Source organism: Methylomonas rosea, from assembly GCF_024505055.1.
Classification (GTDB): domain Bacteria; phylum Pseudomonadota; class Gammaproteobacteria; order Methylococcales; family Methylomonadaceae; genus Methylomonas; species Methylomonas rosea.
The window spans coordinates 39,035-65,568 of sequence record NZ_JANIBL010000023.1 but is presented as its reverse complement, the minus strand read 5'-3'; the positions used below and the strand labels follow the sequence as shown (position 1 = coordinate 65,568).

Sequence of the window (26,534 nt, the reverse complement as noted above, 5' to 3'; positions counted from 1 at the left end):
GGCGGGTTTTTTTATGGCCTGCGCGCCACGAAGGTTAAATTTCACGGACAAAATCAATCACAAACTCAATGCTCTAAATTCCGCGCAAGCGCTTGAGCGCTGCCAGACCCGCTCAAACTCCTCGCGCAATGGCCGATTACGTGCCGGCAAGCTTGGACTCCAATGCCCTTCGTAGCGATTACCGAGTAAACGAAATAAATAACCGTCGCTATCATTTGTCACAAAAGCAGAGGCGTATTGCAAGTCCTCGGTTTCATCGGGCACCCGAATCAGAAAATACGACGGTAAACGCTGAGCCAATTCCACGACAGGATGAACCTGATTGCGCAGGCTAGTCGGGTCCTGAACAATGATCTGCACACTAGCGTTACGATTGCCGAGGGCAAACTGTTTTAGCGCCTCGACCAGGTCTTTTTGTCCATACAAGGCAAAATCCAGATCCCGACTGTAGATATAAATCTGCCGCCGGGCGGCCATTATCAATTGCTGGGTGGCGGCCAAGGTTGACTCGACTGTTTCCAGCCGGACGGCCTCGACGGAAACCTCACGGGCCGGTGGTATCGATCGCACCGATTGCTCACACGGTTGCAACATAAGCCGGATAACTTGATGCGGAATACCGGCTTCGCCAAACACTTCTCCTTCGGCGGCAAAGCCGAATCTTTGGTAGAACCCCAACGCGGACAGTTGCGCGTTGGCGGTAACACTGGTCAGCCCCAGGTTGCGGGCTTTGTCGATTGTTGCACGCAACAAAGACTCGCCAACACCTTGACCCCGCCATTCGGGGAGGACAGCCATCCGCCCCACTTTGCCTTCCGGCGAGAGCCGACAAGTAGCGATGGGCCGGTAATCGAGATCCCGCACCAAAAAATGATGGCAATCCGGATCGAGTTCGTCGAATTCCACCTCTAACGGTATTTGCTGTTCGACGACAAACACCAAATTTCGCACATACCGTATATCCTCAAAATCAACGGCATAGCTGGCTGGTTCGAGATAACAGTTGGCGATTTGCATAGCTTTATAGAGGATGATTAAGGGGAGTGCTTAGTTTAGATACACTCTGCCGAAAATTCGACTCGGCAAGCCGATTATGCTTGCCTACCCGATAAACCGGATTGCAGGGATAAAGACTCGCCGCTCACGCATCCCTTTTGATCTTCGACTGTAAATGTTCGGCAAGCCGTTTCATCGCTTCGGACGAGTCGTCCGCCGCCAGGTGGACATTAATAATACTGGGCATACCGTGGTTATCCAGAGCATTAAGCAGAGCCTCTTCGAATTCAGCTTCCGTAGCTGCCTCGTAGCCCGCCAACGGACCGAAGAGTTCTCCCAAGCGATCGAAGCGCCACGGATTAATATCGTTGAACGGACCTTCGAGAATACAGCGTTCCGTGCTGTAGCCGCCGTTGTTAAACACCACCACGATGGGATTTAAACCAAGGCGCGCGTGGGTGGACAGTTCGGTTCCGGTCATTTGAAAAGCACCGTCGCCAACCAAAATCAATGCCCGCCGATCCGGGCGAGCGATTTGCGCACCGAGCGCGGCCGGTACGGCAAAGCCCATCGTGGTGTAAAAAGCCGAAGCCAGAAACTCGCTTTGCTCGTGGACACGTAAATCGATAGCGGCAAACAGGCAATCGCCGACATCGCACACCACTATCATGTCATTACTCAGCGCACTATTTAGCCTCTCAACCAATCGAACTGTAGTAATTGGCCGGTCGGTCTCGGGAAACGCAATGCTTACTGGCGGCTCCAGGCTCGGAACCACTCCTTCTCCGCTGGATGTGCCAACCGAGCCGGCCAAGGCACCGAGAAAATCTTCCAAGGCGATGCCAGGATAACGATGCGCACTGATCACCACCTCGTTCAAAGCCGCGCGGATGGTCGAATGGGAATTTAGTTTTGCCGTATAAATGCCGGTATCGATTTCATTCAAGGTCACGCCCAGCATCAACAGCAAATCGGACTTTTCGACTCTGTCGCGCACTGCCTCAGAACTCATCGCACCTTCGTAAATCCCCAGGTAAGCTGGATGCCGCTCGGACATCACCGACTTACCGGTTAGCGTGGCAACCACGGGCAAGCCGGTACGTTCAACAAAATTGGCCAAAGCCCCTTGCAGCCCGCGTCTATGCAATTCGACACCCGCCACGATCATTGGCGACACGGCTTTTGATAACAGCATCATGGTTTCGGCAATCGCTTCGGATAAAGCGGCTTGGTCACTGGTAAATTTTTCGACGGTCTCGGTCGGCATCGGATAGCCTTCCGCCATGACCAAATCACGGGGAAGTTCGATGTAAACCGGCTTACAAAAACGGCGCGCGGCCTCGATGGCATGATCGATTTGTCGAAAGGCGATAACCGGATCGTTTAGCACCACCGACGCACAGCTAATCCGTTCAAAAATTTCCCGCTGGAACGTAAAAGGCCCAAAACGATGGTGGATTAACGGATCGTCTTTTTGCTCGCTGACGCCAGGTGCGCCGCTGATAAGCACCACCGGCGAGGATTCTGCGTAAGCGCCGGCAATCGCATTGACTGTGTTTAAGGCACCGACGCCGTATGTCACCGCTAACGCGCCCATGCCCACGCAACGCGCGTAACCGTCGGCCGCAAAGGCTGCCGAATCTTCCCTGGTAGTGCCGATATGCCGAACCTGACTTTTTATCATCAGATCGTAAAAGCCCAGCACATAGTCGCCAGGCACACCAAAGATGTCTTTTACACCGGCCTGATATAGGCGTTTGAGGAGGTATTGTCCAATCGTGTCGAATTTGGCAGTGCTCATGCGCTTTGGAACCTCAGCATAAAATTAAACCTTGAGCACTGACGAATAAATGATCAATGCCGCTCAACCGTTTTAACAGGACAATTAGGAGTCAATACTGCTAAGCCCCATCTAAAAAGTCAACAGACATTCATAGCTCAACAAAATTTCAGTCACAAAAAAAGGGCCTTACGGCCCTTTCATGCGGAGTCGAACGAATTTAAACTTATTCGCTATCGACTTCTTTCATGCTCAAGCGCACGCGGCCTTGACGGTCGATTTCCAGTACTTTGACTTTTACCACATCGCCTTCCGACAGTTTGTCGCTGACTTTTTCAACGCGCTCGTCGGAGATTTGCGAAATATGCACCAAGCCGTCTTTGCCCGGCAGAATGGTGACGAATGCACCGAAGTCCATCAAGCGTACCACTTTGCCTTCGTAGGTTTTACCCACTTCGACTTCGGCGGTGATTTCTTCGATCATACGTCTGGCTTCTTCGCCGGCCGCTCTGTCGACGGAGGCAACGTTAACCACGCCGTCATCGGTCAAATCGATGCTGGCGCCGGTTTGTTCGGTGATGGCGCGGATGGTTACGCCGCCCTTACCGATAACTTCGCGGATTTTAGCCGGATCGATTTTGAAGGTGATGATGCGCGGCGCAAAGTCGGACATTTCGGAACGGGTGCTGGACAAGGCTTTGTTCATCTCGCCCAAAATGTGCAGACGGCCTTGTTTGGCTTGTTCCAGCGCGACCTTCATGATCTCGGCGGTGATACCGTCGATCTTGATGTCCATTTGCAGCGCGGTCACGCCGTTTTCGGAACCGGCCACTTTAAAGTCCATGTCGCCCAAGTGATCTTCGTCACCCAGGATGTCTGACAATACCGCAAATTTATCGCCTTCCTTGATCAGACCCATCGCGATACCGGCAACCGGGGCTTTGATAGGCACGCCGGCATCCATCAGCGCCAAGCTGCTACCGCAGACTGAGGCCATGGAGCTGGAACCATTAGACTCGGTGATTTCCGAAACCACGCGGATCACATAAGGAAACTCCGCCATGTTAGGCAATACTGCCGCTACGCCGCGTTTCGCCAAGCGGCCGTGGCCGATTTCGCGACGCTTTGGCGAACCGACAAAACCGGTTTCGCCAACGCTATACGGCGGGAAGTTGTAATGCAGCATGAACGGATCTTTGTACTCGCCGGACAGTGCATCGATGATTTGCGCATCGCGCTCGGTACCCAGAGTCGCGACAACCAAGGCTTGGGTTTCACCGCGGGTAAACAATGCAGAACCATGGGTTCTAGGCAACACGCCGGTTCTAACGGTAATCGGTCTAACCGTGGTCAAGTCGCGGCCGTCGATACGTTTACGATCATTCAGAATCGCACCGCGCACGACGTCGTATTCCAGATGCTCGATGACGTTACGGATGTCTTTTTCGTTATACAGGCCATCGGCAGTCAGCTTTTCAACTACCGCGCTTCTGATAGCACTCAGCGTGTCTTGTCTAACCAGTTTTTCCGCGACTTGGTAAGCCGCTTTGATGCTTTGCTCGGCTTCGGCGGCCACTGCTGCTTTTAATGCAGTATTGGTTTCTGCTGGTGTCCAGGCCACAGCGGGTGTACCGACGGCAGCAGCAAATTCGTTAATCGCGTTGATCGCCACTTGCATTTGTTCGTGACCGAACAATACCGCGCCCAACATCACTTCTTCCGACAGCAAATCCGCTTCGGATTCGACCATCAATACCGCATGCTGAGTACCGGCAACCACTAATTGCAGTTGCGATTCTTTCAGTGCAGGTTTGTCCGGATTCAGCAAATAACTGCCGTCTTTATAGCCGACGCAAGCCGCGCCCAACGGACCGTTAAAAGGTAAACCGGAAACGGCCAAGGCCGCAGAAGCTCCTAATAGGGCTGGAATTTCGGTATCCACTTCAGGGTTCAGTGACACGACAGTAGCAATAATCTGCACTTCGTTAGTGAAGCCTTCCGGAAACAGCGGACGAATCGGTCTGTCGATCAGGCGGGAAATCAGGGTTTCTGTTTCGCTGGGACGGCCTTCGCGTTTGAAAAATCCGCCTGGGATTTTACCGGCCGCAAATGCTTTTTCCTGGTAGTTAACGGTAAGCGGAAAAAAATCGCCGCCGCTAGCTTCTTTTTTACCTACCACTGTCACCAGCAGCGAGGTGCCTTCGACATCGATCATCACCGCGCCATTGGCTTGGCGGGCAATTTCACCGGTGGATAAGGTGACGAGACGATCGCCGTACTGAAATTCTTTCCTGATAGGATTCACTATAAGGTTCCTTTGTTTAAAGGTTATGCTGAAATGTGCCTTAAAGCAGAAACGGCGCCCGATGCGCCGTTTCCAGTTTTGGTGCTACTTACGGATGCCCAAACGTTCGATCAAAGAACGGTAACGTGCAACTTCGGTGTTTTTCAGGTAATCCAACAATTTTCGGCGTTGGTTTACCATGCGCAGCAAGCCGCGGCGCGAGTGATTGTCTTTTTTATGTGTAGCAAAATGCGGAGTCAGTTGGTTAATGTTGGCGGTCAACAAGGCAACTTGGACTTCGGTTGAACCGGTATCGGTGTCTGACAAACGATACTCTTCAACAATGGCTTTCTTTTGTTCTGCGGTTAATGACATTCTTAATCCCTATCGATTAATTTTGATTGAATAAAGGCCATCGCGTGATGACCATGTAGCCGCGTTTCCACAATAGGGTGTAGAAACTTTGCGGTTTTTTCCTGAATAATCAAGTTGATTGACTATCCAAATGAAATAGTTTTTTCGGCGCTAGTTTACCATCCAATAGGATTTCCCCCAACCCCAAAAAGGCTTCCGGGGAGTATATTCTGACCTGGCCGGCCATACCGCCGCTAAAGACAATGCGCTGCCCCAGCTTAATTTTTTCGGCTTGCTCCAAAGACAAGGATACATCCGGTATGCTTTGCAGCGGCACATCCAGCGCGATCAAGGTATTCTGCAATTGCGCGAAGTCCATGGCCTGCAACTGCTGCAAGGTATAGGCCTGATCCAGATCGAACATACCGGCCTTAGTTCTGCGTAGCGCGGTTACCGTGCCGCAGGTCCCCAACCAGTGACCAATATCTTCGGCCAGCGAACGGATATAAGTACCTTTGGAGCAAAATACATCCAGCGTCAATTGCCCCGCTTCGGCATCGACACTTAATAAGTGCAATTCATAAATGGTGATTGCCCTGGGCTGCCGTTCTACGGTTTTGCCTTCCCTAGCCAACTCATATAACTTCTTGCCTTGATGCTTGAGTGCCGAATACATCGGTGGCACCTGCTCTATAGGCCCGGTGAAATGCTGCAAACAAGACTGCAATCGCCTGTCATCCAGCGCCGGCATCGGCATTTCGGCGACAATTTTACCTTCGCTGTCGCCGGTATCGGTCATTACGCCAAGCTGTATCGTTACCTGATAACGCTTATCGTCATCCAGCATTAAAGCCGATACCTTGGTCGCCTCGCCAAAGCATAAGGGCAACAAACCAGTCGCTAACGGATCCAGCGCCCCGGTATGACCCGCCTTTTTGGCATTGAACAATCGCCTGACTTCCTGCAAAGCCTGGTTGGACGACACACCCAAACGTTTGTCGAGCAGCACGATGCCATGCACATCGCGCCCGGACTTACGTTTTGCCATCAATTGTCCTGTTGCGGTTTATCGACAACGTCTTCCGGCGCTGCACTAGCGTCATGTCCCTCGTCGTGATGCAAATCGCCAAGTAACTCGGCGACGCGCATACCGGTATCAAAGGAATGGTCGTAATAAAAATGCAATTCGGAGATATGCCGCAAACGCATGCGCTTGGCCAGCTCATGTCGAATGAACGGCGATATCTCGTTAAGCACTTTCACATTGGCCCGCTTACCGGCATCGTCCTGGGCATCCAACACCGTCACGAAGATCTTGGCAACCGCCAAGTCCTTGGACAGCTCGACGTCGTTGATGGTGACAAAACCCAAGCGGCTGTCATCGACATCGCGCTGTAATATCGACGCCAACTCTTTCTGCATTTCCGACGCCACCCGCTGACTGCGGCCGAACTCTCTTGCCATTAGATTTCCCGTCTGACTTCGATACGTTCAAATACTTCGATCTGATCGCCGTTTTGCACATCGTTGTAGTTCTTCACGCCGATACCGCATTCCATGCCCATTTTCACTTCATTGACATCGTCTTTGAAGCGGCGCAAGGATTCCAGTTGGCCTTCGTAAATCACTACGTTGTTGCGCAATACGCGAATTGGCAGGTTGCGTTTGACGAAACCGTCGACCACCATACAGCCAGCGACCGCGCCAAATTTCGGCGAACGGAATACATCCCGAACCTCGGCCAAACCGACGATTTTTTCCTGAATTTCCGGCGCCAACATACCGCTGATCGCGCGTTTCACTTCGTCGATGGCTTCGTAAATGATGCTGTAGTAATGCAGATCGATGTCTTTTTCTTCAATCAACTTCCGGGCGACAGCGTCGGCACGCACGTTGAAACCGATCAGAATCGCGCTGGATGCTAAAGCCAAGTTGGCGTCGCCTTCATTGATACCGCCGACACCGCCGAAAATGCATTTAACTTGTACTTCTTCGGTGGACAAACCCACCAGGGATTCGCGCAAGGCTTCCAAACTGCCCTGAACATCGGTTTTGATAACGACGTTAAGCGTGGACGTTTCGCCGGCCGACATCCGCGAGAACACATCGTCCAATTTCGACGCATGCTGCGCAGCGTGACGGTTGGAGCGTTTGCGATCTTCCCGATGCGCGGCCAGTTCCCGGGCGACACGTTCGTTTTGCACCACCAGAAATTCGTCGCCAGCATCCGGGGTACCGGACAAACCGAGAATTTCCACAGGCATACTCGGTCCGGCCGATTTGATAGCGTGCGCATTCTCGTCGAACATCGCCCGAATCCGGCCATATTCGTGACCGCAAAGGACGAATTCGCCTTTGCTCAAGGTACCTTTCTGAATCAATATGGTCGCAACCGCACCGCGGCCTCTATCCAGACGCGATTCGATACAAATACCGGACGCGATGCCGTCAACCGGCGCTTTCAATTCCAGAACTTCTGCCTGGACAATCAGCGCTTCGATCAATTCGTCGATACCGGTACCAACTTTGGCCGATACTTTCAGGAATTGCACATCGCCGCCCCACTCTTCCGGTACTACATTCAGCGTAGCCAGTTCTTGCATGACGCGATCCGGATTGGCTTCCGGTTTGTCGATTTTGTTCAAGGCCACGATGATAGGCACATTCGCGGCGCGCGCATGATCGATGGCTTCTTTGGTTTGCGGCATCACGCCGTCATCGGCAGCGACCACAACAATAACGATGTCGGTCACCTCCGCACCACGTGCCCGCATCGCGGTAAACGCGGCATGGCCCGGCGTATCTAAGAAAGTTACCGCGCCATGGTCCGTTTTTACTTGATAAGCACCAATGTGCTGAGTAATCCCGCCCGCTTCGCCGGCGGCAACCCGGGTTTTGCGGATGTAATCCAGCAAAGAGGTTTTACCGTGGTCAACGTGACCCATGATGGTAACGATAGGCGCTCTGAACTGAACTTTACGTTCGTCGCTTTCGCCTTGTACTTCGGCCAGCATTTCCTGTTCAAAGTCATCTTCGCTCTGCATGATGGCTTTATGGCCCATCTCTTCAACCAAAATTACCGCTGTTTCTTGATCGATGGTTTGATTGATGGTGGACATGATGCCCAACTTCATCAAATGCTTGATAACTTCGGCAGCTTTGATGTTCATTTTCGCAGCCAAATCAGAGACCACGATGGTTTCAGGAATGGTTACGTCATAGACAGTCGGCGCGATCGGCTTTTCGAACTTATGTCGAGCCTGATTGACATCGATCTCGAATTCGGGTTTTTCCCGGCGTGATGGCGCCTTGCCTTTTTTGCCTTTGCCGCCGCGACGCGCTGCATCGCCGCCGCCACCGATATCGCCATCGGTAGTCGGCCCTCGAGTCGGCTTGAATTCGGCTTTTTTCTTATGCAGCGTGGTTTGTTGCTGCTTGGCTTCGGCTTTCTGTTTGACCTTTTCGGCGGTTCTTTGCACCGCAGCTTCCAGCCTTTCTTTCTTTTCTTTTTCGAGGCGCTGCTCTTCGGTCATCTCCGGCGCTGCGCTCGGGACGGGAGCTTCGGCCTTAGCGACCACCTCAGGCTGCGCTTCAGCAACAACCGGCAACTCTGCCATCACAGGCAGTTCCGTAGCAACCGGTTCTGAGACCGCCGTCACAGCCGCTGCGGACACTTCAACGGGCTGAGCGACTTCCTCGCTGACCCCTTGCTCTTCTTGGACAGGCTGAGCGGACTTTTGCTCATGCAAGTGTTTACGCTTTTCTTCTTCGATAGCTTGTTGCCGTCTCTGTTCTTCCAAAGCTTGCTTGGCTAATTCGGCCTGTCTTAGCTCATCGTTACCGGAAGAAGCATCGCTGCGTTTGATGTACGTTTTTTGTTTACGCACCTCGACGCTGACGGTTTTCACAGCTGTACCCGGCGGTGAGGATTGTCTTAATTCGGTTTTGGTACTGCGTTTCAAGGTGATGCGTTTGGGGGCGGCGGCTTCCTGATCGGCGTCCGACTTGCCGTGGCGCTTGCGCAAATGCGCGAGTAGTTTGACTTTCTCTTCGTCATTTATCACATCGTCGGGCGCGCTGGCGGTCAAGCCGGCCTCCTTCAATTGCTCTAAAAAACGCTCCAAAGGGATGCCAACAACCTCTGCCAATTCCTGTACTGTTTTATCGCTCATAGTATCCTCCTGCCTCAGCCCTTATCCTCTGCGAACCAAGATTCGCGGGCTTTCATGATTAGTTTACCAGCACGCTCCTCGGTCATGCCGGTAAATTCGATAATGTCGTCTATCGCCTGCTCCGCCAAATCGTCCAAGGTAACAATGCCCTTGGCAGCCATTTGGTGTGCCAACTCTTCGTCCATCCCATCCATGCTCAACAATTCTTCGCTAGGCACGGCGGTTTCAATTTTTTCTTCGGACGCGATCGCGCTGATCAGTAAAGCGTCCTTGGCGCGAGTACGCAAAGCTTCAACCAACTCTTCATCGAAGCCTTCGATCTCCAGCATTTCGTCAACGGGGATATAGGCAATTTCCTCGATGTTATTCAAACCGACATCGACCAGAATACCGGCGATTTCCTCGTCCACATCCAGCAGTTCCATGAATTGCTGCTTGGACTTGGCGGCGGCTTCGTCGTGATTTTTATCTACCTGTGCGGCGTCTTGAATGTTCAGCTCCCAACCCGTCAATTCGGTAGCCAGACGCACGTTTTGACCGCCACGACCGATGGCTTGCGACAAACTGTCGGTGGCAACCGCCACATCCATACTGTGCTTATCTTCATCAACCACAATCGATTGAATTTCCGCCGGCGACATGGCATTGATCACGAATTGGGCGTCGTTGCCGTTCCATAAAATAATATCGACCCGCTCGCCAGCCAATTCATTGGAGATAGCTTGCACCCTGGAACCGCGCATACCAACGCAAGCACCAATCGGGTCCAGGCGCGGATCGTTGGCTCTGACGGCAATTTTAGCGCGGGAACCGGGATCGCGAGCCGCCGCCAAAATGTCGATCAAACCTTCACCCACTTCCGGCACTTCCAATCGAAACAGGGCAATCAATAACTCCGGCGCTGTCCGACTGACAAACAGTTGCGGACCACGCGGCTCGGAGCGCACCGCTTTCAAATAGCCGCGAACCCTATCACCCATTCTGACCGGCTCTTTCGGGATCATATCTTCCCGGGCAATATAGGCTTCGACATGACCGCCCAAATCCAGATAAACGCTGCCTTTTTCCAAGCGCTTCACAACGCCGGTAACTAACTCGCCAACTCGATCCTGATACGCTTCGACAATTTTTTTACGTTCGGCTTCGCGAACCTTCTGAATAATGACTTGCTTGGCGGTTTGCGCGGCAATTCGGCAAAAATCGACCGACTCGATCTCTTCTTCTACATAGTCGCCGATTTGAATATCGGGATTATCGAATTGAGCCACTTCCAGCAATACCTGCCAGCCGGGATGTTCGACATCGCCGTTAATTTCCGGATTGGCATCGACCACCAGCCAACGGCGATAGGTCGAATAATCGCCGGTATGACGATCAATGGCTACTCTGGCCTTAATCGGGTTTTCGTAACGCTTGACAGTCGCCGCTTCCAAAGCGGACTCAATGGCCTGAAAGATAATTTCCTTGTCTATTTCCTTTTCGTTAGCAAAAACGTCTGCTACTAATAAAATTTCTTTATTTGCCACTGCGACCTCCTTTAGTGAGTAAGTAATCCGGCACCAAGCGTGCCTTGCTCATTGCCTGAAACGGGATGTTTAATAATTGTTCGCCATCCTGCAACAGAACAGTCTCGCCTTCGACGGCCATAATCTGTCCGGTAATTTTGCGGCGTTTATCGATGGGTTTAAATAAACTCACCAGTACAGTGCTCCCCAAAAAGCGTTGAAATTGGCTGAGCTTGAAAAACGGCCTATCCGCGCCAGGCGAAGAAACTTCCAATTGATATTCGCCTTGAATCGGATCTTCGACATCCAGCGCTCCGCTGAGCTGATGACTGACCTTGGTGCAATCTTCCAGCAAAATGCCGTTTTCGCTATCGATGTAGATGCGCAACATGCCGTGTGTCGGATGCGGGTTGTACTCTATCCCCACACACTCATAGCCAAGACCTTCCACAATTGGCTCGATCAAATCCACCAAATGTTCAGGAGCCTGTTTCATTAACGCCTCACCTTTTCAAACCCAAAAAAAAAGAGCCTCAGGCTCTTCCATAAACGACCAAAACCCGTGGGCTTCGCGTTTTCGAAAGCCCACAAAAGAAAAAACCCCTTATAGGGGCTTTCTTAGCAAAACCACGCCTGATACCGCGCCGAGGAACATACCCTCGTTTATCGAGACTTTTCGCCTCGAAAAGCACACTTATCAGGAAACAATTTACCGCGCCAAAAACTGCAGCAGAAAATTAAAAACTGGATTATAACCATATTTTTCAAGGATGTAAATCGGCATTAATTATCACCGGATAAGATTGGCTAAACATGCTGGTTTTCCTGGAAGCCGTGCTCTCGACAAAATCTCGTAGCGCCACACTTAGAAAAATAACACTGGAGACAAAGGCTTCAAATTATCGTCAACCTCACTCGCCAGTCAAACCTTAAACGACAATGCCATTGAGTTGATGGGGGGCAATCCGTCAGTTACTTCTTAACGACAACAAGGGGAACCAGCATTTTGGGAGACTTTAGCCAGTCGGCCGGTATTACGGGGGGGAATGCTTGTTTTCAGGTGGTGGTGCCCAGGGACAGAATCGAACTGTCGACACGAGGATTTTCAGTCCTCTGCTCTACCGACTGAGCTACCTGGGCAGCGACTTAACTTAAAACCAGAATGGTGCCCAGGGACAGAATCGAACTGTCGACACGAGGATTTTCAGTCCTCTGCTCTACCGACTGAGCTACCTGGGCGTCAAGAGCCGCGCATTAAACTAGGTTATAAACGATTAGTCAAGGAAAATACCGTTATTGCCGACTGGCTGGACAGTAGACGGCGATTTATGCAATTCTTGCGCACCGCAAATTCCTGGGATTTTTACCATGAAATACCAGGCTTTTAAGACACGAGCCCCATTTAAACAACCCAAGCAAACGAGACCGCTTATGCAAGCTTTCACCGACATCCGCGCCCTAATCATAGACATGGATGGCGTCCTTTGGCACGGAGACCGAGCTCAAGCAGGACTGGTTGAGTTTTTTCAGACCCTACGCGATTTAAAGCTGCCCTTCATCCTGGCCACCAACAACGCTGGCCTTACAGCAGAACAATATGTCGACAAGCTGGCGAAAATGGGCGTAACGGTCGCATTGAACGAGATCCTGACCTCGGGCATGGCCACCGCGCTGTATTTGTCGGAACGCTATGATCCCCAGACGACTCGCGTATTTGTGATTGGCGGCATCGGTGCCCGGCAACCGCTGCTGGATTTGGGCTTTAAACTTACCGGACTTTACGAGACCGAGCCGGATCAGCGCGCGCATCTGGTTGTTTGCGGCATGGACCGAGAACTGAGCTGGGACAAACTGGCCACCGCCACCCTGAATCTGCGAGCCGGCGCGCACTTCATCGGCACCAACGGTGACCTATCGCTACCTACCGAACGCGGCGAAACACATGGCAACGGTGCCATTCTGGCAGGCTTGACTGCTTCCACAGGCATTAAGCCGATGATTATCGGTAAACCGGAGCCTATCATCTACCGGCAGGCTTTAAGCCTGTTAAACGTCGATCCGGCCTACACTGTTGCCATCGGCGACAGACTGGACACCGACATTCTCGGCGCGGTGCGCACCGGCATCCGCAGCCTGATGGTACTTAGCGGCGTATCCACGGAACAAGATGTTGCCGCCGCCGATTTCGGCCCTACCTGGATCGTGCCGGACATCCGCGACATCACCGAGATATTGCGTAACAACACTCCCTAATTTCATTCCACGCCAATATAGCGGAGGCGAATCATGAAAAAATTTATCGACACCCCGGACACCTTGCTGCAAACCAGCCTGCAAGGCTTTGCCAAAGCCCACGCCGACATCGTGCAGTTCAACCCCGAACCGCGCTTTGTGTATCGCAACACCCGAAAAAACGGCAAGGTCGCACTGATTTCCGGCGGCGGCTCCGGTCATGAACCCTTGCACAGCGGCTTTGTCGGCGTCGGCATGCTGGATGCAGCCTGCCCCGGCCAAGTATTCACCTCGCCGACGCCGGACCAGATGCTGGCTGCGGCGCAAGCCGTGGACGGCGGTGCCGGCGTGTTATTCATCGTTAAAAATTACGCCGGCGATGTAATGAATTTTGAAATGGCCACCGAAATGCTGGACTTACCCAATGCCAGCGTCCTGATCGACGACGATATTTCCTTACCCAAAACTCACAGTATTGGCCGCAGAGGCGTGGCCGGCACAGCCATTGTCGAGAAAATCGTCGGCGCCGCCGCCGAATCCGGCGCTGACTTAGTCACCTGCAAGGCACTGGGCGAACGCGTGAATCAAGCAACCGCATCCATGGGGGTCGCCTTGACCAGCTGCACCGTGCCGGCCTTGGGCCATCCGACCTTTGCAATTGCCGACGACGAAATCGAAATGGGTGTCGGCATCCACGGTGAACGCGGCCGCGAAACCGCGAAACTGGTGAGCGCCAGCGAAATTGTCGAACAATTAGCCAGACATATTTTTGACGAATTACAGCCAACAACCGGGCAAGCCGTGTTGCTGCACGTGAACGGCTTCGGCGCCACGCCGTTGATCGAACTGCATTTGATTTACGAACTGGCCTGGCAATATTTCAGCAAACGCGGCGTGATCGTCCAGCGCTCTCTGGTCGGCAACTTCACAACCTCGCTGGATATGGCCGGCTGTTCGGTAACGCTGACGCTGTTGGACGACGAAATGCTAGGCTTGTGGGATGCACCGGTGAATACCGCTGCGTTGCGCTGGGGTTGTTGAAACGGGTAGCGGCCTAAGTGGGCTGCGCTTGGGCGTTTTGCAACATCTCGGCTATCGCCGCGATCATCAACTGCGCAGTCTTAGCACCGGCGTCGATATGGCCCTTGCTGCGCTCGCCCAGAAACGAAGCGCGGCCCTTGGTAGCCAGCATCTCGCGAGTGGCTTCCACACCTTCGGCCGCCACGGCGCAAAGCCGCTCCAGAATCTCAGTTAACGGTTTGCCGGCAGCAGCCTCATCTCGCAACGCCAACGCCACCGGCACCAGCACATCCAACAGGGTCTTCTCGCCGACATCGGCCTTGCCGCGCTGCTTCACGGCCTCGACCGCCTGTAGAAATGCCTCAGAGAATCCAGATAAATCAATGGCTTTGTCTTTACCCTGCTTCGCCAGCGCGATAAACAAAGTCGCATACAGGGAGCCGGAAGCACCGCCGACAGCGGCCATCACCGTCATGCCGATTTTCTGCCACGCCGCAACCCAGTCGAGTTGCGCGATCTCTCCGGCGTGCTCGCGTAAGGCTTGCAAACCACGCTGTAAATTAAACACGTGGTCGCCGTCGCCTATCGCCTGATCCAATTCGGTTACTTCCTCGGCATGCGCATCGATAGTAGCGATCAGCGCTTGAATCAATTCCGGAAACAATGATGGGGTCAATGACATGCAGCCTCCGCGCGACAAAAAAATGTGATCGAGGAGCATAGCTAAAACGTACCACTACTGTCCAGCTGTAAGCATTCGTCAGACATAGGGCGCTGGATAAAATCGGCAATACGTCAGAACCCATTCGCCCAATACCGGCTGGGTATAATTGAAATGACTTACGATTTACCTATTTTCCAGAGCCAGCGAATCCAGCAACGGCAATTCCGCATCCGGGTCATACACGCTGAAGCGGTATTTCTCCTTCAAGTATTCCAAAAGCCAGGCATTGGTGTCGGCTCTACGCTGCCCGGCAGCCTCGTTCATTTGTTGTAAACGCTGACGCACCGCGTGTTGCGGCAGTAACAACAGCTCGATATCGGCCATAGACACAAACTTTTCCGGATCAGGGTTCTTGCCGTTAAAAATCTTGAACAGCTGATGCTTTTTCAAGCCTAAATGGGTATTGAGCTCGTCTTTAAATTCGATAAATAACGGTAACAAATCGCTACCGACGCACGTGTCTTCGTGCAGCTTGTGTAAACGATTTAGCAAATGGTAGACCGCAAACCGGTACAATTCGGATTCACGCACAAACAGCCGAGCCGCCATGGCACGCACGGCAATCCGGTCGGAATTGTTTAACCGGATTGAAACGATGTGCTTTTTATCGTCTAAAAGATGTTCGTTGTCGTTCAACGCAAGTCCTTTGTGAATATATCGCCGGCAAATTCAAACCGGTGGAAACAGCTTAATTTGCAAGAATTTAAAGCATCAATGTTACAGATTTATAACAAACGCCCCAGTACTCGAAAATTTGCTGGAAGCCGCTCCGATAAGGTTTTGCACATCGAGCGAGTTACCAGATTTTCAGGAAAAACTATTTATTGCTTATACGGGATGAAAAAAATATAATCGCGCGCTTTTTTCGAGCGAATAGCGTTTTTCAAAACACTTTCAGAGCCTTAGCACAATGACCAGTCACATCATGCCTACTTATGCCCGCCAGTCGGTCACTTTTGCACGCGGGGAAGGCGCGTGGCTGTGGGATACCGCTGGACGTCGCTATCTCGACTCGGTCGCCGGCATTGCCGTGTGCAACCTCGGTCACGCCCACCCGGCCGTGCATGAAGCGCTCTGCCGGCAAAGCAAAACCTTGCTGCATACCTCCAATCTGTACGGCGTGGAACTACAGTCTCAACTCGCGGATAAATTAATCGAGCTGAGCGGCATGGATAATGTGTTTTTCAGCAATTCCGGTGCGGAAGCCAACGAAGCGGCAATCAAAATTGCGCGCAAATACGGCCATCAACAAGGCATCGAGAATCCCGTGGTTTTGACCATGGAAAAAAGCTTCCATGGCCGGACCATGGGTACTTTGAGCGCAACAGGGAACGCCAAGATCAAACAAGGCTTCACCCCGTTGCTGGCTGGATTTACTCATGTGCCGTATAACAACATTGATGCTATCGAAACCGCCATCGCGGCAGATAAAAACATCGTCGCGATTCTGGTCGAACCGGTGCAAGGTGAAGGTGGTGTGAATATCCCGGCAGGGGATTATTTGAATCAAATTCGCGCTCTGTGTGATCGGCATAACTTGCTGATGATGCTGGACGAAATTCAGACTGGTGCCGGCCGTACCGGACGATTCCTGGCCTACCAACATAACGGCATCCTGCCGGATGTATGCACTATGGCCAAAGCCTTGGGTAACGGCGTGCCGATTGGCGCCTGCCTGGCGCGTGGCAAAGCGGCGGAGGTGTTACAAGCCGGCAATCACGGTTCGACCTTCGGCGGCAACCCACTAGCCTGTAGCGCGGCGTTGGCGGTGCTGGAAACCTTGACGTCCGGCACACTGATCGCCGATGCCCAAACCAAGGGCGCGCGGATTTGCCAACTCTTCAAGGACGCGCTGACCGGCAACCCGCATATCGTCGATATTCGCCATAAAGGCTTGATGATAGGCATTGAATTGGATCGGCCTTGCGGCGAACTGGTCGGCAAAGCCTTGACACAGGGCTTATTGATCAACGTCACTGCCGACAACACGATCCGCTTATTGCCGCCGCTGATTATCGACGACGCACAAATATTAACGCTGACCGAAACCTTGGCAGCGCTCATTCAGGAATTTAGCAGACAATAACCATGCAACCCAGACACTTCATCAGTCTGCTGGATTTGTCCAGCGCCGAATTACACACCCTGATTCAACGGGCGATTCAACTCAAAGCGCATCGCGACCCGAACTATCAGCCTTTCAAAGGCAAAGTACTGGCGATGATTTTCGAAAAATCCTCTACCCGTACCCGCATCTCCTTTGAAGCCGGCATGGCCCAATTCGGTGGTAGCGCATTATTTCTGTCACCGCGCGACACCCAACTAGGCCGCGGCGAACCGTTGGAAGACAGCGCCAAGGTTATCTCCAGCATGGTGGACTGCATCATGCTGCGCACCAACAATCACGAGACGGTCACCACATTCGCCAAGTACTCGCGGGTACCCGTGATAAACGGGCTGACTGATTTGTTGCATCCCTGCCAGTTATTGGCGGACATGCAGACCTATTTTGAACTGCGTGGCGACATCGCCGGTAAAACGGTGACCTGGATCGGTGACGGCAACAATATGTGTCATTCCTATATCAACGCCGCGCGGCAATTCGACTTTAAATTAAACATCGCCTGCCCTATCGATTACCGTCCACAGCAAGGCATCGTCGATGCCGCCGGGCACCGAGTAGCGTTTTTTAATACGCCGGAACAAGCCGCGCAACAAGCCGACTTGGTCGTAACCGACGTCTGGGCCAGCATGGGCCAGGAAGAGGAACAGAAAAAACGCGAATTCGTATTTAAGGATTTTCAGGTCAACAGCAAAACCATGGCTGCCGCCAAAGCCGATGCGCTGTTCATGCATTGTCTGCCTGCGCATCGCGGCGAAGAAGTCACGGCAGAGGTGATCGACGGCCCGCAAAGCGTGATATTTCCGGAAGCCGAGAATCGCCTGCACGCTCAGAAAGCACTACTGGAATTTCTCATCTGCCGATAATTTCGCTAGAATCGCCGCTTTCTTTAAGCCGAACGAAGAGTGATACTGTGAAAAAATCTTTTGCCTACATTTTTGCCTGTCTGCTGATTAGCCCGCTTGCCATGGCAAGAACCGCTTACGTCACCGACAAAGTCGAAGTGCCGTTGCGCAGCGGCGAAAGCGAGCGCACCAAGATCGTAAAAATGTTGGAAAACGGTATTCCGGTCAGCGTGTTGCAAGAAAGTACCGAGAACGGCTACACCTATATCCAAACCAGTACCGGCGCGGAAGGCTTCATTCTCAGCCGTTACCTAACCGGCGAACCCAGTGCCCGTAATCAGCTGGAAGCCGCCAGCAAAAAGCTGGAAGCGCTGCTGGAAGAAAACAAACAACTTAAAGCCGGACAAGCCAACAGTCAGGAAATTGGCAAAGAACGCGACAAGCTCAGCGCAGACCTTAGCGAACTTCAGCAAACCGCTGCCAATGCGATACAACTCAAACAACAGCGCGACCAATTGCAGGAACGCGTAATCTCCGTCGAGCGCGAACTACAACAGTTAAAACGCGAAAATCAGGCACTAACCGATAGCAGTAACCAGGACTGGTTTTTATACGGCGGCGGTTTGGCCTTATTCGGCGTATTGCTGGGCTTTATTCTGCCCAAACTTAGCTGGCGCCGCCGCTCCAGCGGCTGGGACAGTTTTTAATTTTTAAACTATTTATCCGCAGTATTTTTCTGCGGTAAACGACGCCTTCCCGCGGCAGTTTAAGCGCCGCTTTTGCTTTCAGTTGGAATCATCATGCCTGCATACCGTTCTCATACCACCACTCAAGGCCGCAATATGGCTGGCGCGCGCGCATTGTGGCGCGCCACCGGCATGAAAGACGGGGACTTCGATAAACCGATTATCGCCATAGCCAACTCCTTCACTCAGTTCGTGCCCGGCCATGTGCATTTGAAAGACCTGGGGCAACTGGTGGCGCGCGAGATCGAACAAGCCGGCGGCGTGGCAAAGGAATTTAATACCATCGCGGTGGATGACGGTATTGCTATGGGGCACGACGGCATGCTGTATAGCTTGCCCAGCCGCGACCTGATTGCCGACAGCGTGGAATATATGGTCAATGCCCACTGTGCCGATGCGCTGGTTTGTATTTCCAATTGCGACAAAATCACCCCCGGCATGCTGATGGCGGCGATGCGCATCAACATCCCGGTCATTTTTGTTTCCGGTGGGCCGATGGAGGCCGGCAAAGTGCGTTTGGCTGAACGTGCCGACATCAAAAAACTGGATTTGGTCGATGCGATGGTGATGGCAGCCGACAGCAAAGTCTCCGATGGCGATTTAGCAGCTGTCGAGCGCTCCGCCTGCCCTACCTGCGGCTCTTGCTCAGGCATGTTCACCGCCAATTCCATGAACTGCCTAACAGAAGCTTTGGGCTTATCCTTGCCCGGTAACGGTACGGTGCTCGCCACCCACGCCGACCGCGAACAGTTATTCAAACAAGCCGGATGGCGCATCGTCGAACTGGCCAAACAATATTACGAACAAAACGACGAATCGGTGCTGCCGCGCTCGGTTGGCTTTAAAGCGTTTGAAAATGCTATCGCGCTGGATATTGCCATGGGTGGTTCGACCAATACCATTTTGCACCTACTGGCCATCGCCCAAGAAGCCGGTATCGATTTCACGCTGGCCGACATCGATCGCATGTCCAAAGTGATACCGCAATTGTGTAAAGTGGCACCCAACACCGATAAATACCATATCGAAGACGTGCACCGCGCCGGTGGCATCATGGCCATTTTGGCGGAACTGAATCGGGCCGGCAAACTGCATACCGACGTACCCACCGTGCATGCCAACACCCTGGGTGAGGCCATCGCGCAATGGGACATTGCCGCTAACCCCAGCGAGGCAGTCGAAACGTTTTACAAGGCCGGGCCGGGCGGGATTCCGACTCAGGTTGCTTTCAGTCAGAACTCGCGCTGGCCCAGCCTGGACAAGGATCGCGCTGTAGGCTGCATTCGCTCGATTGAACATGCCTTCAGTTTGGAAGGCGGTTTGGCGGTACTGCATGGCAATATCGCCCTAGACGGCTGCGTGATCAAAACAGCTGGCGTGGACGACAGCCTGCTGGTGTTTGAAGGCAGCGCCCACGTGGTCGAATCGCAAGACGAAGCCGTCGAAAATATCTTGAACAATAAAGTCAAAGCCGGTGATGTGGTAGTAGTCCGCTACGAAGGCCCCAAAGGCGGACCCGGCATGCAGGAGATGCTGTATCCAACTAGCTATATCAAATCCAAAGGCTTGGGCAAAGCCTGCGCACTGTTGACCGACGGCCGTTTTTCCGGCGGCACCTCCGGTTTATCCATCGGCCACTGTTCGCCGGAAGCGGCGGCAGGTGGGGCGATTGGCTTGGTGCGCAACGGCGATCGTATCCGCATCGATATTCCCAATCGCACGATCAATGTGTTGGTATCTGACGAGCAGTTGGCCCAGCGCAGGACCGAACAGGACAAACTCGGCTGGAAACCAGCCAAGCCACGTCCGCGCAAAGTGTCGGTAGCACTGAAAGCCTATGCCCATTTTGCCACTTCCGCCGACAAGGGTGCGGTGCGGGATTTGTCCAAGCTGGAAGAGCAATAAGCGAGTTGAGTGAATTTGGCCGACTAAAAAATGCGCTTATCTCGGTATCCTTAATCTATATTCAGGCATAATAGTTCTAAGCGGGCTTAAGGAAGGAAATCATGATCACCTCATTTAAAACCGAAGAGTTAGGAGTAGGTTTCGATTTTGATATAAGCCTGGAAGCAAACCAACAAATTTATTGCTTTATCGGAAAAAACGGCATAGGAAAAACACAGCTTCTGGAAAACATGGCGAAATCCTTGATTTATTCGCACGCCATGTTTTCGAGAAATAAAACTTACAAATATGCGGATTTATATCAACAAAAACACATACACGACAAACTAAAATCATATTATTTAAAGCTACCTATTGAACTCGAAGTCAATAAATGTAAAATAAAAAATGAAGCACATCAGGACCTCAGATTTGCTCGTTTTGAACACATAGAAAATAACAACACCTATACTTCATTCGTTTGCGACAAACCGATTGTATTCATCGGGGCAAAAAATCGTGGCTTTTCGAAAAATATCGACAGTAGCAATATAAAAATCCTTCCGGACAAACAGCATCGTTTTACCGATAGCTTTGAACGCACGCTAAGTTATCTGAATGGCGGTGGTTTGGAACAACAGGAAATCGCAGATTGGTTCGCTTCCCGTCTGATCATTAACCCAAATTTCGTTGTAAAAAACCAAAACAAAGAACAGGAAGCCGTTACGGTTCTGCAACTGATGGACAAGCTGGAGCCGGGGCTCGATTTAGTCAATCGGCGCGAAGATGGCGGCTTATCTTTAAAACTGATGTTTTACGAAGGGCAATTGTTGATTAACGATACTCCACTCGACAAGCTCTCAACCGGTTTTATTTCGATAATTAAAATCTTTCAGGAAATTGTTGCCGGTTATAGCGGTTGGACAAACGAATCCAACCTTAACGAAGTAGACGGCATCGTTTTTATTGATGAAATCGAACCCCATTTACATATTAGTTGGCAAACTAAAATTATCGGCGTTCTGCGCGAGTTTTTTCCGCATACCACTTTTTTCATTTCCACTCACTCGCCTTTAGTATTATCGGGCTTAAAAAACGGCGAAGGGTACGAGATGATTCGAAATGGAAACATCGTCAAAACCAAAACGGTAACCAGTATTGAAAGTTATTTTTTAAACGATATTGTTAAAGAATTCTTCAATGTCGATCTTAACAAAGAAAAAATCGACCATATCGATAAAGAAAAGCAAAAAAAGGCTAAACAGGCATTGTTGGATCTTGTAAATAATTTGCAAGAGGAAGATTAATGAAGTATTTCATCGACACCAACTTGATTATCGATGCCTACGACAAAAAGAAACCCGAAGCGATCAACAAACTGAGACCTATACTTGAAGACGAAGAAAGTGAAATATTCATTAACCGATTGGTCTATTTGGAAACATTACGGACTGTTAAGCTGACTAACAGCAAAAATTTCCAACAACTTAAAACCATCTTCGAAAGCTTTGGAATTTTAGATATTACACAAGAAATCTATGACCAAGCCATCCAGCTTTCCAGATACAGCCAATCGAAAGGAATCAGCTTAAAAGGAAAATGTGCGGCTATCGATTTTCTTCACTTTATAACAGCCCAACATTACCGACTTAATTTACTAGCCAGCGACAGGGATATGGAGAAATTAGCCAAGGTCTATATCGAATGGCAAAATTCACATTAATTATTCTTACTTCGGCCACAATGCTATGTTTTTAGCATTATCCCAGGAATGAAACGCTTCCTCCTCCAACTGTTCTACATCTGGAAACAAAAGCTAAAAATCTATTTCATAGCCGGCTGGATTGGTGCCGGGATGGGGATATTTTTATTGGCGCCCAGTTACGATTACATTAGCTCGCGAGAGCGCAACGCCGACCCGCTTTCCTCAATCGAATTCGTATTGAGTCAGTTCAAAGAGGTGATGACCGGCCAAATTAATCAGAATAATCTGATCCTGTTTTATGCCGAAATCGGCGCAATACTGGGCTTGCTGTCGCTAGGTTTTTATCAGATTTTGCATAAACGGCTGGTGGATCTGGACGCGCTGAAAGCCGAGTTGGAAAAAGATCTGCCAACCATCATCCGTCAAGGCGAAGGACCGTTATTGGAATTTAAATCGTCACTGCGCTGGGATATTCAAGAACAACGCGTGAATAAGACCCTGGAAGGCGTGATCATGAAAACCCTGGCCGGCTTCTTTAACAGTCCGGTTGGCGGTACCTTGCTGATCGGCGTGGCCGACAACGGCGAGATCCTGGGTCTGGAATCCGATTTTCAAACCCTGAAAAAACCCGACCAAGACGGTTTCGAGCAAACCTTGATGACCGCGATCTCCACGAATCTGGGTGCGGATTTATGCCCGCTGATACACGTGCTGTTTCATAAACTAGCCGAACACGACGTTTGCCGAGTCATCGTTTCACCCTCACATCGGCCGGTGTTTCTGACTCAGAGCAACACACCCAAATTCTTTGTTCGGACCGGCGGTGGCACTCGGGATCTCAACATTCAAGAAGCGTTGGATTATGTGACCAGCCGTTGGAAAAAAACCAAGTAACCAGCCCTGATTGGGTTTTAACGTCGGCAAAGTTAAACTAAGCAACCGGCAACATCGCAAACGATTTGTAAACACTCCATGGATCATCAATCAACTTTCGTTAATTGGTTCAGAAACTCATCGCCCTACATTCACGCGCACCGCAATCGCACCTTTGTGATCTTTTTCGGCGGCAACGCGGTGACGGAGCGTGATTTCGACAATCTGATTCACGACTTCGCGTTGCTGAAAAGCCTGGGCGTCCGGCTGGTGCTGGTGCATGGGATTCGCCCGCAAATCGACGAACAGGTGACGGAGCATGGCAACACGCCACAATTTCACCACCATTTACGCATCACCGATGCCACAACGCTGCAATATGTGAAGCAGGCGGCCGGACTGGTACGCGTGGAAATTGAAGCACTGTTATCGATGGGCGTTTCCGGCTCACCGATGGCTGGCGCGAAGATACGCGTCGCGTCCGGCAATTTTGTTACCGCCAAACCTTTGGGCATTTTGGACGGCATCGACTATTGCCATACCGGCAAGGTGCGGCGCATCGACGCCCAAGCCATCCATCAACAGTTAGATCAGCAGAATGTGGTGTTGATTTCACCCATTGGTTATTCGCCCAGCGGCGAAGTGTTCAACTTGTCAGCCGAGGAAGTCGCCACCGAAGTTGCCATCGCCTTGCAAGCCGAAAAGTTGATTCTGTTGACCGAACAAAATTGCGTATCGCCTGACGATAATCAGCCGATTCAACAACTCACCACGGCTCAAGTGTCGGCACTCTTGCAAGATACACCAACACTGCCTGACGAAGTCGCCCGTTCCCTGCGCGCCGCGATGCAAAGCTGCCTAAAAGGCGTACAGCGTTCACACTTGATCAATCGCCATGTGGACGGCGCCCTGCTCCTGGAACTGTTTACCCGAGACGGTATCGGTACGCTGGTCAGTTCTACGGCGTTCGAAACGATACGCCAGGCAACGCTGGACGACATCGGCGGCATTATGGAATTGATCAAACCCCTGGAACTGCAAGGTATCCTGGTCAAGCGTTCGCGGGAAAAGCTGGAAATGGAAATCGGCGACTACATCGTCATCGAGCGCGACGGCTTGATCATCGGCTGCACGGCCTTTCACTTGATGAACGACGGCAGCAGCGCGGAAATCGCCTGCTTGGCGGTGCATGCCGACTATCAAAAAGGCGCGCGCGGCAACAGCTTACTGGAGTATCTCGGCAATAAAGCCAAAACCGAGCATATCCAGCGCCTGTTCGTGCGTTCCACGCAAACCGTGCATTGGTTTGTCGAACGCGGTTTTACACCTTGCGAAATCGACGATTTGCCGGAGCCGATGAAAAGCGCTTACAACTATCAGCGCAATTCCAAGGTATTGTACAAAGACGTTTAATATCAACCTCCACGCACTCTCAGCTCGCGGAATATAGGATGCTAGATAAACAGGATTTTCTTACAGTCGTAAAAAACACCCCATTAGTCTCTATCGATTTAATTGTACGTTCCAGCAAGGACGAAATATTGATGGGCATGCGCGTGAATGAACCGGCGGCGGGCTATTGGTTCGTGCCCGGCGGCAGAATTTTTAAATCCGAAACCCTGGAAGATGCGTTTCAAAGAATCACTGAAACCGAATTGGGCACTGCCTACAGCATGGAAAGCGCTGATTTACTCGGTGCCTTCACCCATCTGTATGAGACTAATTTTGCCAAGCAGCCGGGTATAAGTACCCATTACGTGGTTTTAGGCTATCAATTGCAGCTGGATATCGATATTAATCAGTTACCGGCGCAACAACATTCTAATTACCGTTGGTTTGGCAAGCATGAAGACTTGAGTGAAGTTCATCCTAACAGCCAAGCCTACTATCCTTATCTGCGCTGAAAAATGGCAATCTTAAAAGTCTTGCAGCTGACAGACCTACATATATTGCCGCATACCGGCGATAAAATGCTCGGCATAGACACCGAGCAGTACTTCCAAGAGACCCTAGCCCACGCGCACGCCACTCACGGCCAATTCGATCTGATTTTATTGACCGGCGATTTGGGCCAGGATCCCAGCACCGATAGCTACCGGCGAATTTGCCGGCATCTGCAAACTTATCAGACGCCTTGCCTGTGCTTGCCGGGCAATCATGACGACTGGGAACTGATGGAAACCGAGCTGAACGCAGGTGTCGTTAGTTGCCGCAAACATCTGTTGCTGAAGAGTTGGCAGATTATTGCCTTAAACAGCCAAAAACCGGGCAGTCCTGCTGGATTTGTATCACAGGAAGAACTGGCATTTTTACAGCAAACGTTAAGCACAAATGACATGCCAGCCCTGCTGGCGATACACCATCATTGTGTTACGAGCCGGAGCAGTTGGATGGATACCATGCAAATTGAGAACGGCGCGGAATTGCTGGCAGTAGCGGCACGCTTTCCGCAAATTAAAGCTATCACTTGCGGCCATTTACATCAGGAAATGCAAACTAGTCATAAACAAATAGCGATATTCGCCACACCGGCCAGCTGTTTCCAGTTCAAACCGTTTGCGACCGAGTTTGAACTGGACACGCAAGCGCCTGGGTATCGGGTCTTCGAATTGTACGATGACGGTAATTTGCAATCCAGGTGCTATCGAGTGCCTATCAGCATGAACGGCTTACAAACCAACGAACACAGTTACTAACCGAGCGCTAGTCTTCCGGATAAGTAACTGTCGGCATTGACTCCCACATCATTGGCAATCAGCAAAGCCCCCAACTCGTCCATCGCTTTGCGGTAAACCCGGCGTTTGAAGTAGACCACGTCTTTCAGCGGATACCAGTATTCTACCCACTTCCAGTTATCGAATTCCTGCTTGTGACCGCAATCGAAACGCACCATCGATTCGTCGGTGGTCAGGCGCAGAATAAACCAGATTTGTTTCTGACCGATGCACAAGGGCGTGGAGTTTTTGCGAATATACCGATCCGGCAATTTGTAACGCAACCAATAGCGGGTGCGACCCAGCAATTGCACGTGTTCCGCGCGCAAGCCGGTTTCCTCCCACAACTCCCGATACATCGCGGTTTCCGGATCCTCGTCGCCGTCAATTCCGCCTTGCGGAAACTGCCACGAATTTGCGCCCTTGCGCTTTGCCCAGAACACACGACCCTCGTCATTGCAAAGGATAATGCCGACATTAGGCCGGTATCCTTTCGAGTCTATCATGTAAAAACCTGTATTATTTGCCGCCCTGTTGCTAATGCCTGGATGTTAAAATTAACAACGGCACGGCCATTA

General features: G+C 51.5%; 24 protein-coding genes and 2 tRNA genes. 12 read left to right on the top strand and 14 right to left on the bottom strand.

The window, feature by feature from the left end:
- Positions 1-57: 57 nt before the first annotated feature.
- The 11 genes from NP589_RS09435 to NP589_RS09385 form a co-directional block, all read right to left on the bottom strand.
- Positions 58-1,017 carry a GNAT family N-acetyltransferase gene (locus NP589_RS09435; protein WP_256606754.1) on the bottom strand — a complete coding sequence of 320 codons (960 nt, stop codon included), beginning with the start codon at positions 1,015-1,017 and terminating at the stop codon, positions 58-60.
- Between the two features lie 124 nt (positions 1,018-1,141).
- Positions 1,142-2,797, bottom strand: coding sequence for an alpha-keto acid decarboxylase family protein (locus tag NP589_RS09430; RefSeq protein ID WP_256606753.1), 1,656 nt, complete (start codon positions 2,795-2,797; stop codon positions 1,142-1,144).
- A 205-nt stretch (positions 2,798-3,002) separates the two neighbouring features.
- Positions 3,003-5,081, bottom strand: coding sequence for a polyribonucleotide nucleotidyltransferase (gene pnp / locus NP589_RS09425; protein ID WP_256606752.1), 2,079 nt, complete (start codon positions 5,079-5,081; stop codon positions 3,003-3,005).
- An 84-nt stretch (positions 5,082-5,165) separates the two neighbouring features.
- Complete coding sequence (gene rpsO / locus NP589_RS09420) at positions 5,166-5,435, bottom strand: 30S ribosomal protein S15 (protein WP_020482423.1); 270 nt, start codon at positions 5,433-5,435, stop codon at positions 5,166-5,168.
- 109 nt (positions 5,436-5,544) lie between these two features.
- Complete coding sequence (gene truB, locus NP589_RS09415; protein WP_256606751.1) at positions 5,545-6,462, bottom strand: tRNA pseudouridine(55) synthase TruB; 918 nt, start codon at positions 6,460-6,462, stop codon at positions 5,545-5,547.
- Entirely contained in the window at positions 6,462-6,878 is a 417-nt protein-coding gene (gene rbfA / locus NP589_RS09410) for a 30S ribosome-binding factor RbfA (RefSeq protein ID WP_064010484.1), read from the bottom strand. The genes truB and rbfA overlap by 1 nt, the downstream gene beginning before the upstream one ends.
- Complete coding sequence (gene infB, locus NP589_RS09405; RefSeq protein ID WP_256606750.1) at positions 6,878-9,586, bottom strand: translation initiation factor IF-2; 2,709 nt, start codon at positions 9,584-9,586, stop codon at positions 6,878-6,880. Before infB ends, rbfA begins: the two co-directional genes overlap by 1 nt.
- Positions 9,587-9,600: 14 nt before the next feature.
- Positions 9,601-11,112, bottom strand: coding sequence for a transcription termination factor NusA (gene nusA, locus NP589_RS09400; protein ID WP_064010482.1), 1,512 nt, complete (start codon positions 11,110-11,112; stop codon positions 9,601-9,603).
- Positions 11,102-11,587: a ribosome maturation factor RimP gene (gene rimP / locus NP589_RS09395; RefSeq protein ID WP_256606749.1), complete on the bottom strand. Its 486-nt coding sequence runs from the start codon at positions 11,585-11,587 to the stop codon at positions 11,102-11,104. Before rimP ends, nusA begins: the two co-directional genes overlap by 11 nt.
- Before the next feature lie 568 nt (positions 11,588-12,155).
- A tRNA-Phe gene (locus tag NP589_RS09390) sits at positions 12,156-12,231 on the bottom strand.
- A 23-nt stretch (positions 12,232-12,254) separates the two neighbouring features.
- Positions 12,255-12,330 (bottom strand) — tRNA-Phe (locus tag NP589_RS09385).
- 192 nt (positions 12,331-12,522) lie between these two features.
- Between NP589_RS09385 and NP589_RS09380 the strand changes: the two genes are divergently transcribed.
- Both NP589_RS09380 and dhaK read left to right on the top strand, forming a co-directional pair.
- The gene (locus tag NP589_RS09380; protein ID WP_256606748.1) at positions 12,523-13,344 is read left to right on the top strand and encodes an HAD-IIA family hydrolase; all 822 of its coding nucleotides are present in this window, start codon (positions 12,523-12,525) and stop codon (positions 13,342-13,344) included.
- Between the two features lie 33 nt (positions 13,345-13,377).
- Positions 13,378-14,364 carry a dihydroxyacetone kinase subunit DhaK gene (gene dhaK / locus NP589_RS09375; RefSeq protein WP_256606747.1) on the top strand — a complete coding sequence of 329 codons (987 nt, stop codon included), beginning with the start codon at positions 13,378-13,380 and terminating at the stop codon, positions 14,362-14,364.
- 13 nt (positions 14,365-14,377) lie between these two features.
- On the opposite strand, the gene dhaL is transcribed toward dhaK, so the two are convergent.
- Positions 14,378-15,025, bottom strand: a complete 648-nt coding sequence (gene dhaL / locus NP589_RS09370) for a dihydroxyacetone kinase subunit DhaL (RefSeq protein ID WP_256606746.1) — start codon at positions 15,023-15,025, stop codon at positions 14,378-14,380.
- A gap of 165 nt (positions 15,026-15,190) precedes the next feature.
- On the bottom strand, positions 15,191-15,703 hold the full coding sequence (locus NP589_RS09365) for a hypothetical protein (protein WP_064010477.1): 513 nt from the start codon (positions 15,701-15,703) through the stop codon (positions 15,191-15,193).
- A gap of 274 nt (positions 15,704-15,977) precedes the next feature.
- Here NP589_RS09365 and NP589_RS09360 point away from each other — a divergent pair, with 274 nt between their 5' ends.
- From NP589_RS09360 to cpdA, 10 genes are all read left to right on the top strand, one after another.
- Entirely contained in the window at positions 15,978-17,153 is a 1,176-nt protein-coding gene (locus NP589_RS09360) for an acetylornithine transaminase (RefSeq protein ID WP_256606745.1), read from the top strand.
- Positions 17,154-17,155: 2 nt separating this feature from the next.
- Positions 17,156-18,055, top strand: a complete 900-nt coding sequence (argF, locus tag NP589_RS09355) for an ornithine carbamoyltransferase (protein WP_256606744.1) — start codon at positions 17,156-17,158, stop codon at positions 18,053-18,055.
- 47 nt (positions 18,056-18,102) lie between these two features.
- The gene (locus NP589_RS09350; RefSeq protein ID WP_082880180.1) at positions 18,103-18,741 is read left to right on the top strand and encodes a TIGR04211 family SH3 domain-containing protein; all 639 of its coding nucleotides are present in this window, start codon (positions 18,103-18,105) and stop codon (positions 18,739-18,741) included.
- A 93-nt stretch (positions 18,742-18,834) separates the two neighbouring features.
- Complete coding sequence (ilvD, locus tag NP589_RS09345) at positions 18,835-20,685, top strand: dihydroxy-acid dehydratase (protein ID WP_256606743.1); 1,851 nt, start codon at positions 18,835-18,837, stop codon at positions 20,683-20,685.
- A gap of 101 nt (positions 20,686-20,786) precedes the next feature.
- Positions 20,787-21,971 carry an AAA family ATPase gene (locus tag NP589_RS09340; RefSeq protein ID WP_256606742.1) on the top strand — a complete coding sequence of 395 codons (1,185 nt, stop codon included), beginning with the start codon at positions 20,787-20,789 and terminating at the stop codon, positions 21,969-21,971.
- Positions 21,971-22,387 (top strand): type II toxin-antitoxin system VapC family toxin, encoded by a 417-nt coding sequence (locus NP589_RS09335; protein WP_256606741.1) that lies wholly within the window; start codon positions 21,971-21,973, stop codon positions 22,385-22,387. Before NP589_RS09340 ends, NP589_RS09335 begins: the two co-directional genes overlap by 1 nt.
- Before the next feature lie 48 nt (positions 22,388-22,435).
- Entirely contained in the window at positions 22,436-23,263 is an 828-nt protein-coding gene (locus tag NP589_RS09330) for an AlbA family DNA-binding domain-containing protein (protein WP_256606740.1), read from the top strand.
- A 78-nt stretch (positions 23,264-23,341) separates the two neighbouring features.
- Positions 23,342-24,655, top strand: coding sequence for an amino-acid N-acetyltransferase (gene argA / locus NP589_RS09325; RefSeq protein ID WP_256606739.1), 1,314 nt, complete (start codon positions 23,342-23,344; stop codon positions 24,653-24,655).
- A 38-nt stretch (positions 24,656-24,693) separates the two neighbouring features.
- Positions 24,694-25,146, top strand: a complete 453-nt coding sequence (locus NP589_RS09320) for a GDP-mannose mannosyl hydrolase (RefSeq protein WP_020482440.1) — start codon at positions 24,694-24,696, stop codon at positions 25,144-25,146.
- A 3-nt stretch (positions 25,147-25,149) separates the two neighbouring features.
- Positions 25,150-25,938: a 3',5'-cyclic-AMP phosphodiesterase gene (cpdA, locus tag NP589_RS09315; RefSeq protein ID WP_256606738.1), complete on the top strand. Its 789-nt coding sequence runs from the start codon at positions 25,150-25,152 to the stop codon at positions 25,936-25,938.
- Here the strand turns inward: cpdA and NP589_RS09310 are convergent.
- On the bottom strand, positions 25,935-26,462 hold the full coding sequence (locus tag NP589_RS09310) for an RNA pyrophosphohydrolase (RefSeq protein ID WP_256606737.1): 528 nt from the start codon (positions 26,460-26,462) through the stop codon (positions 25,935-25,937). The two genes, cpdA and NP589_RS09310, sit on opposite strands and share 4 nt — an antisense overlap.
- Positions 26,463-26,534: the final 72 nt, after the last annotated feature.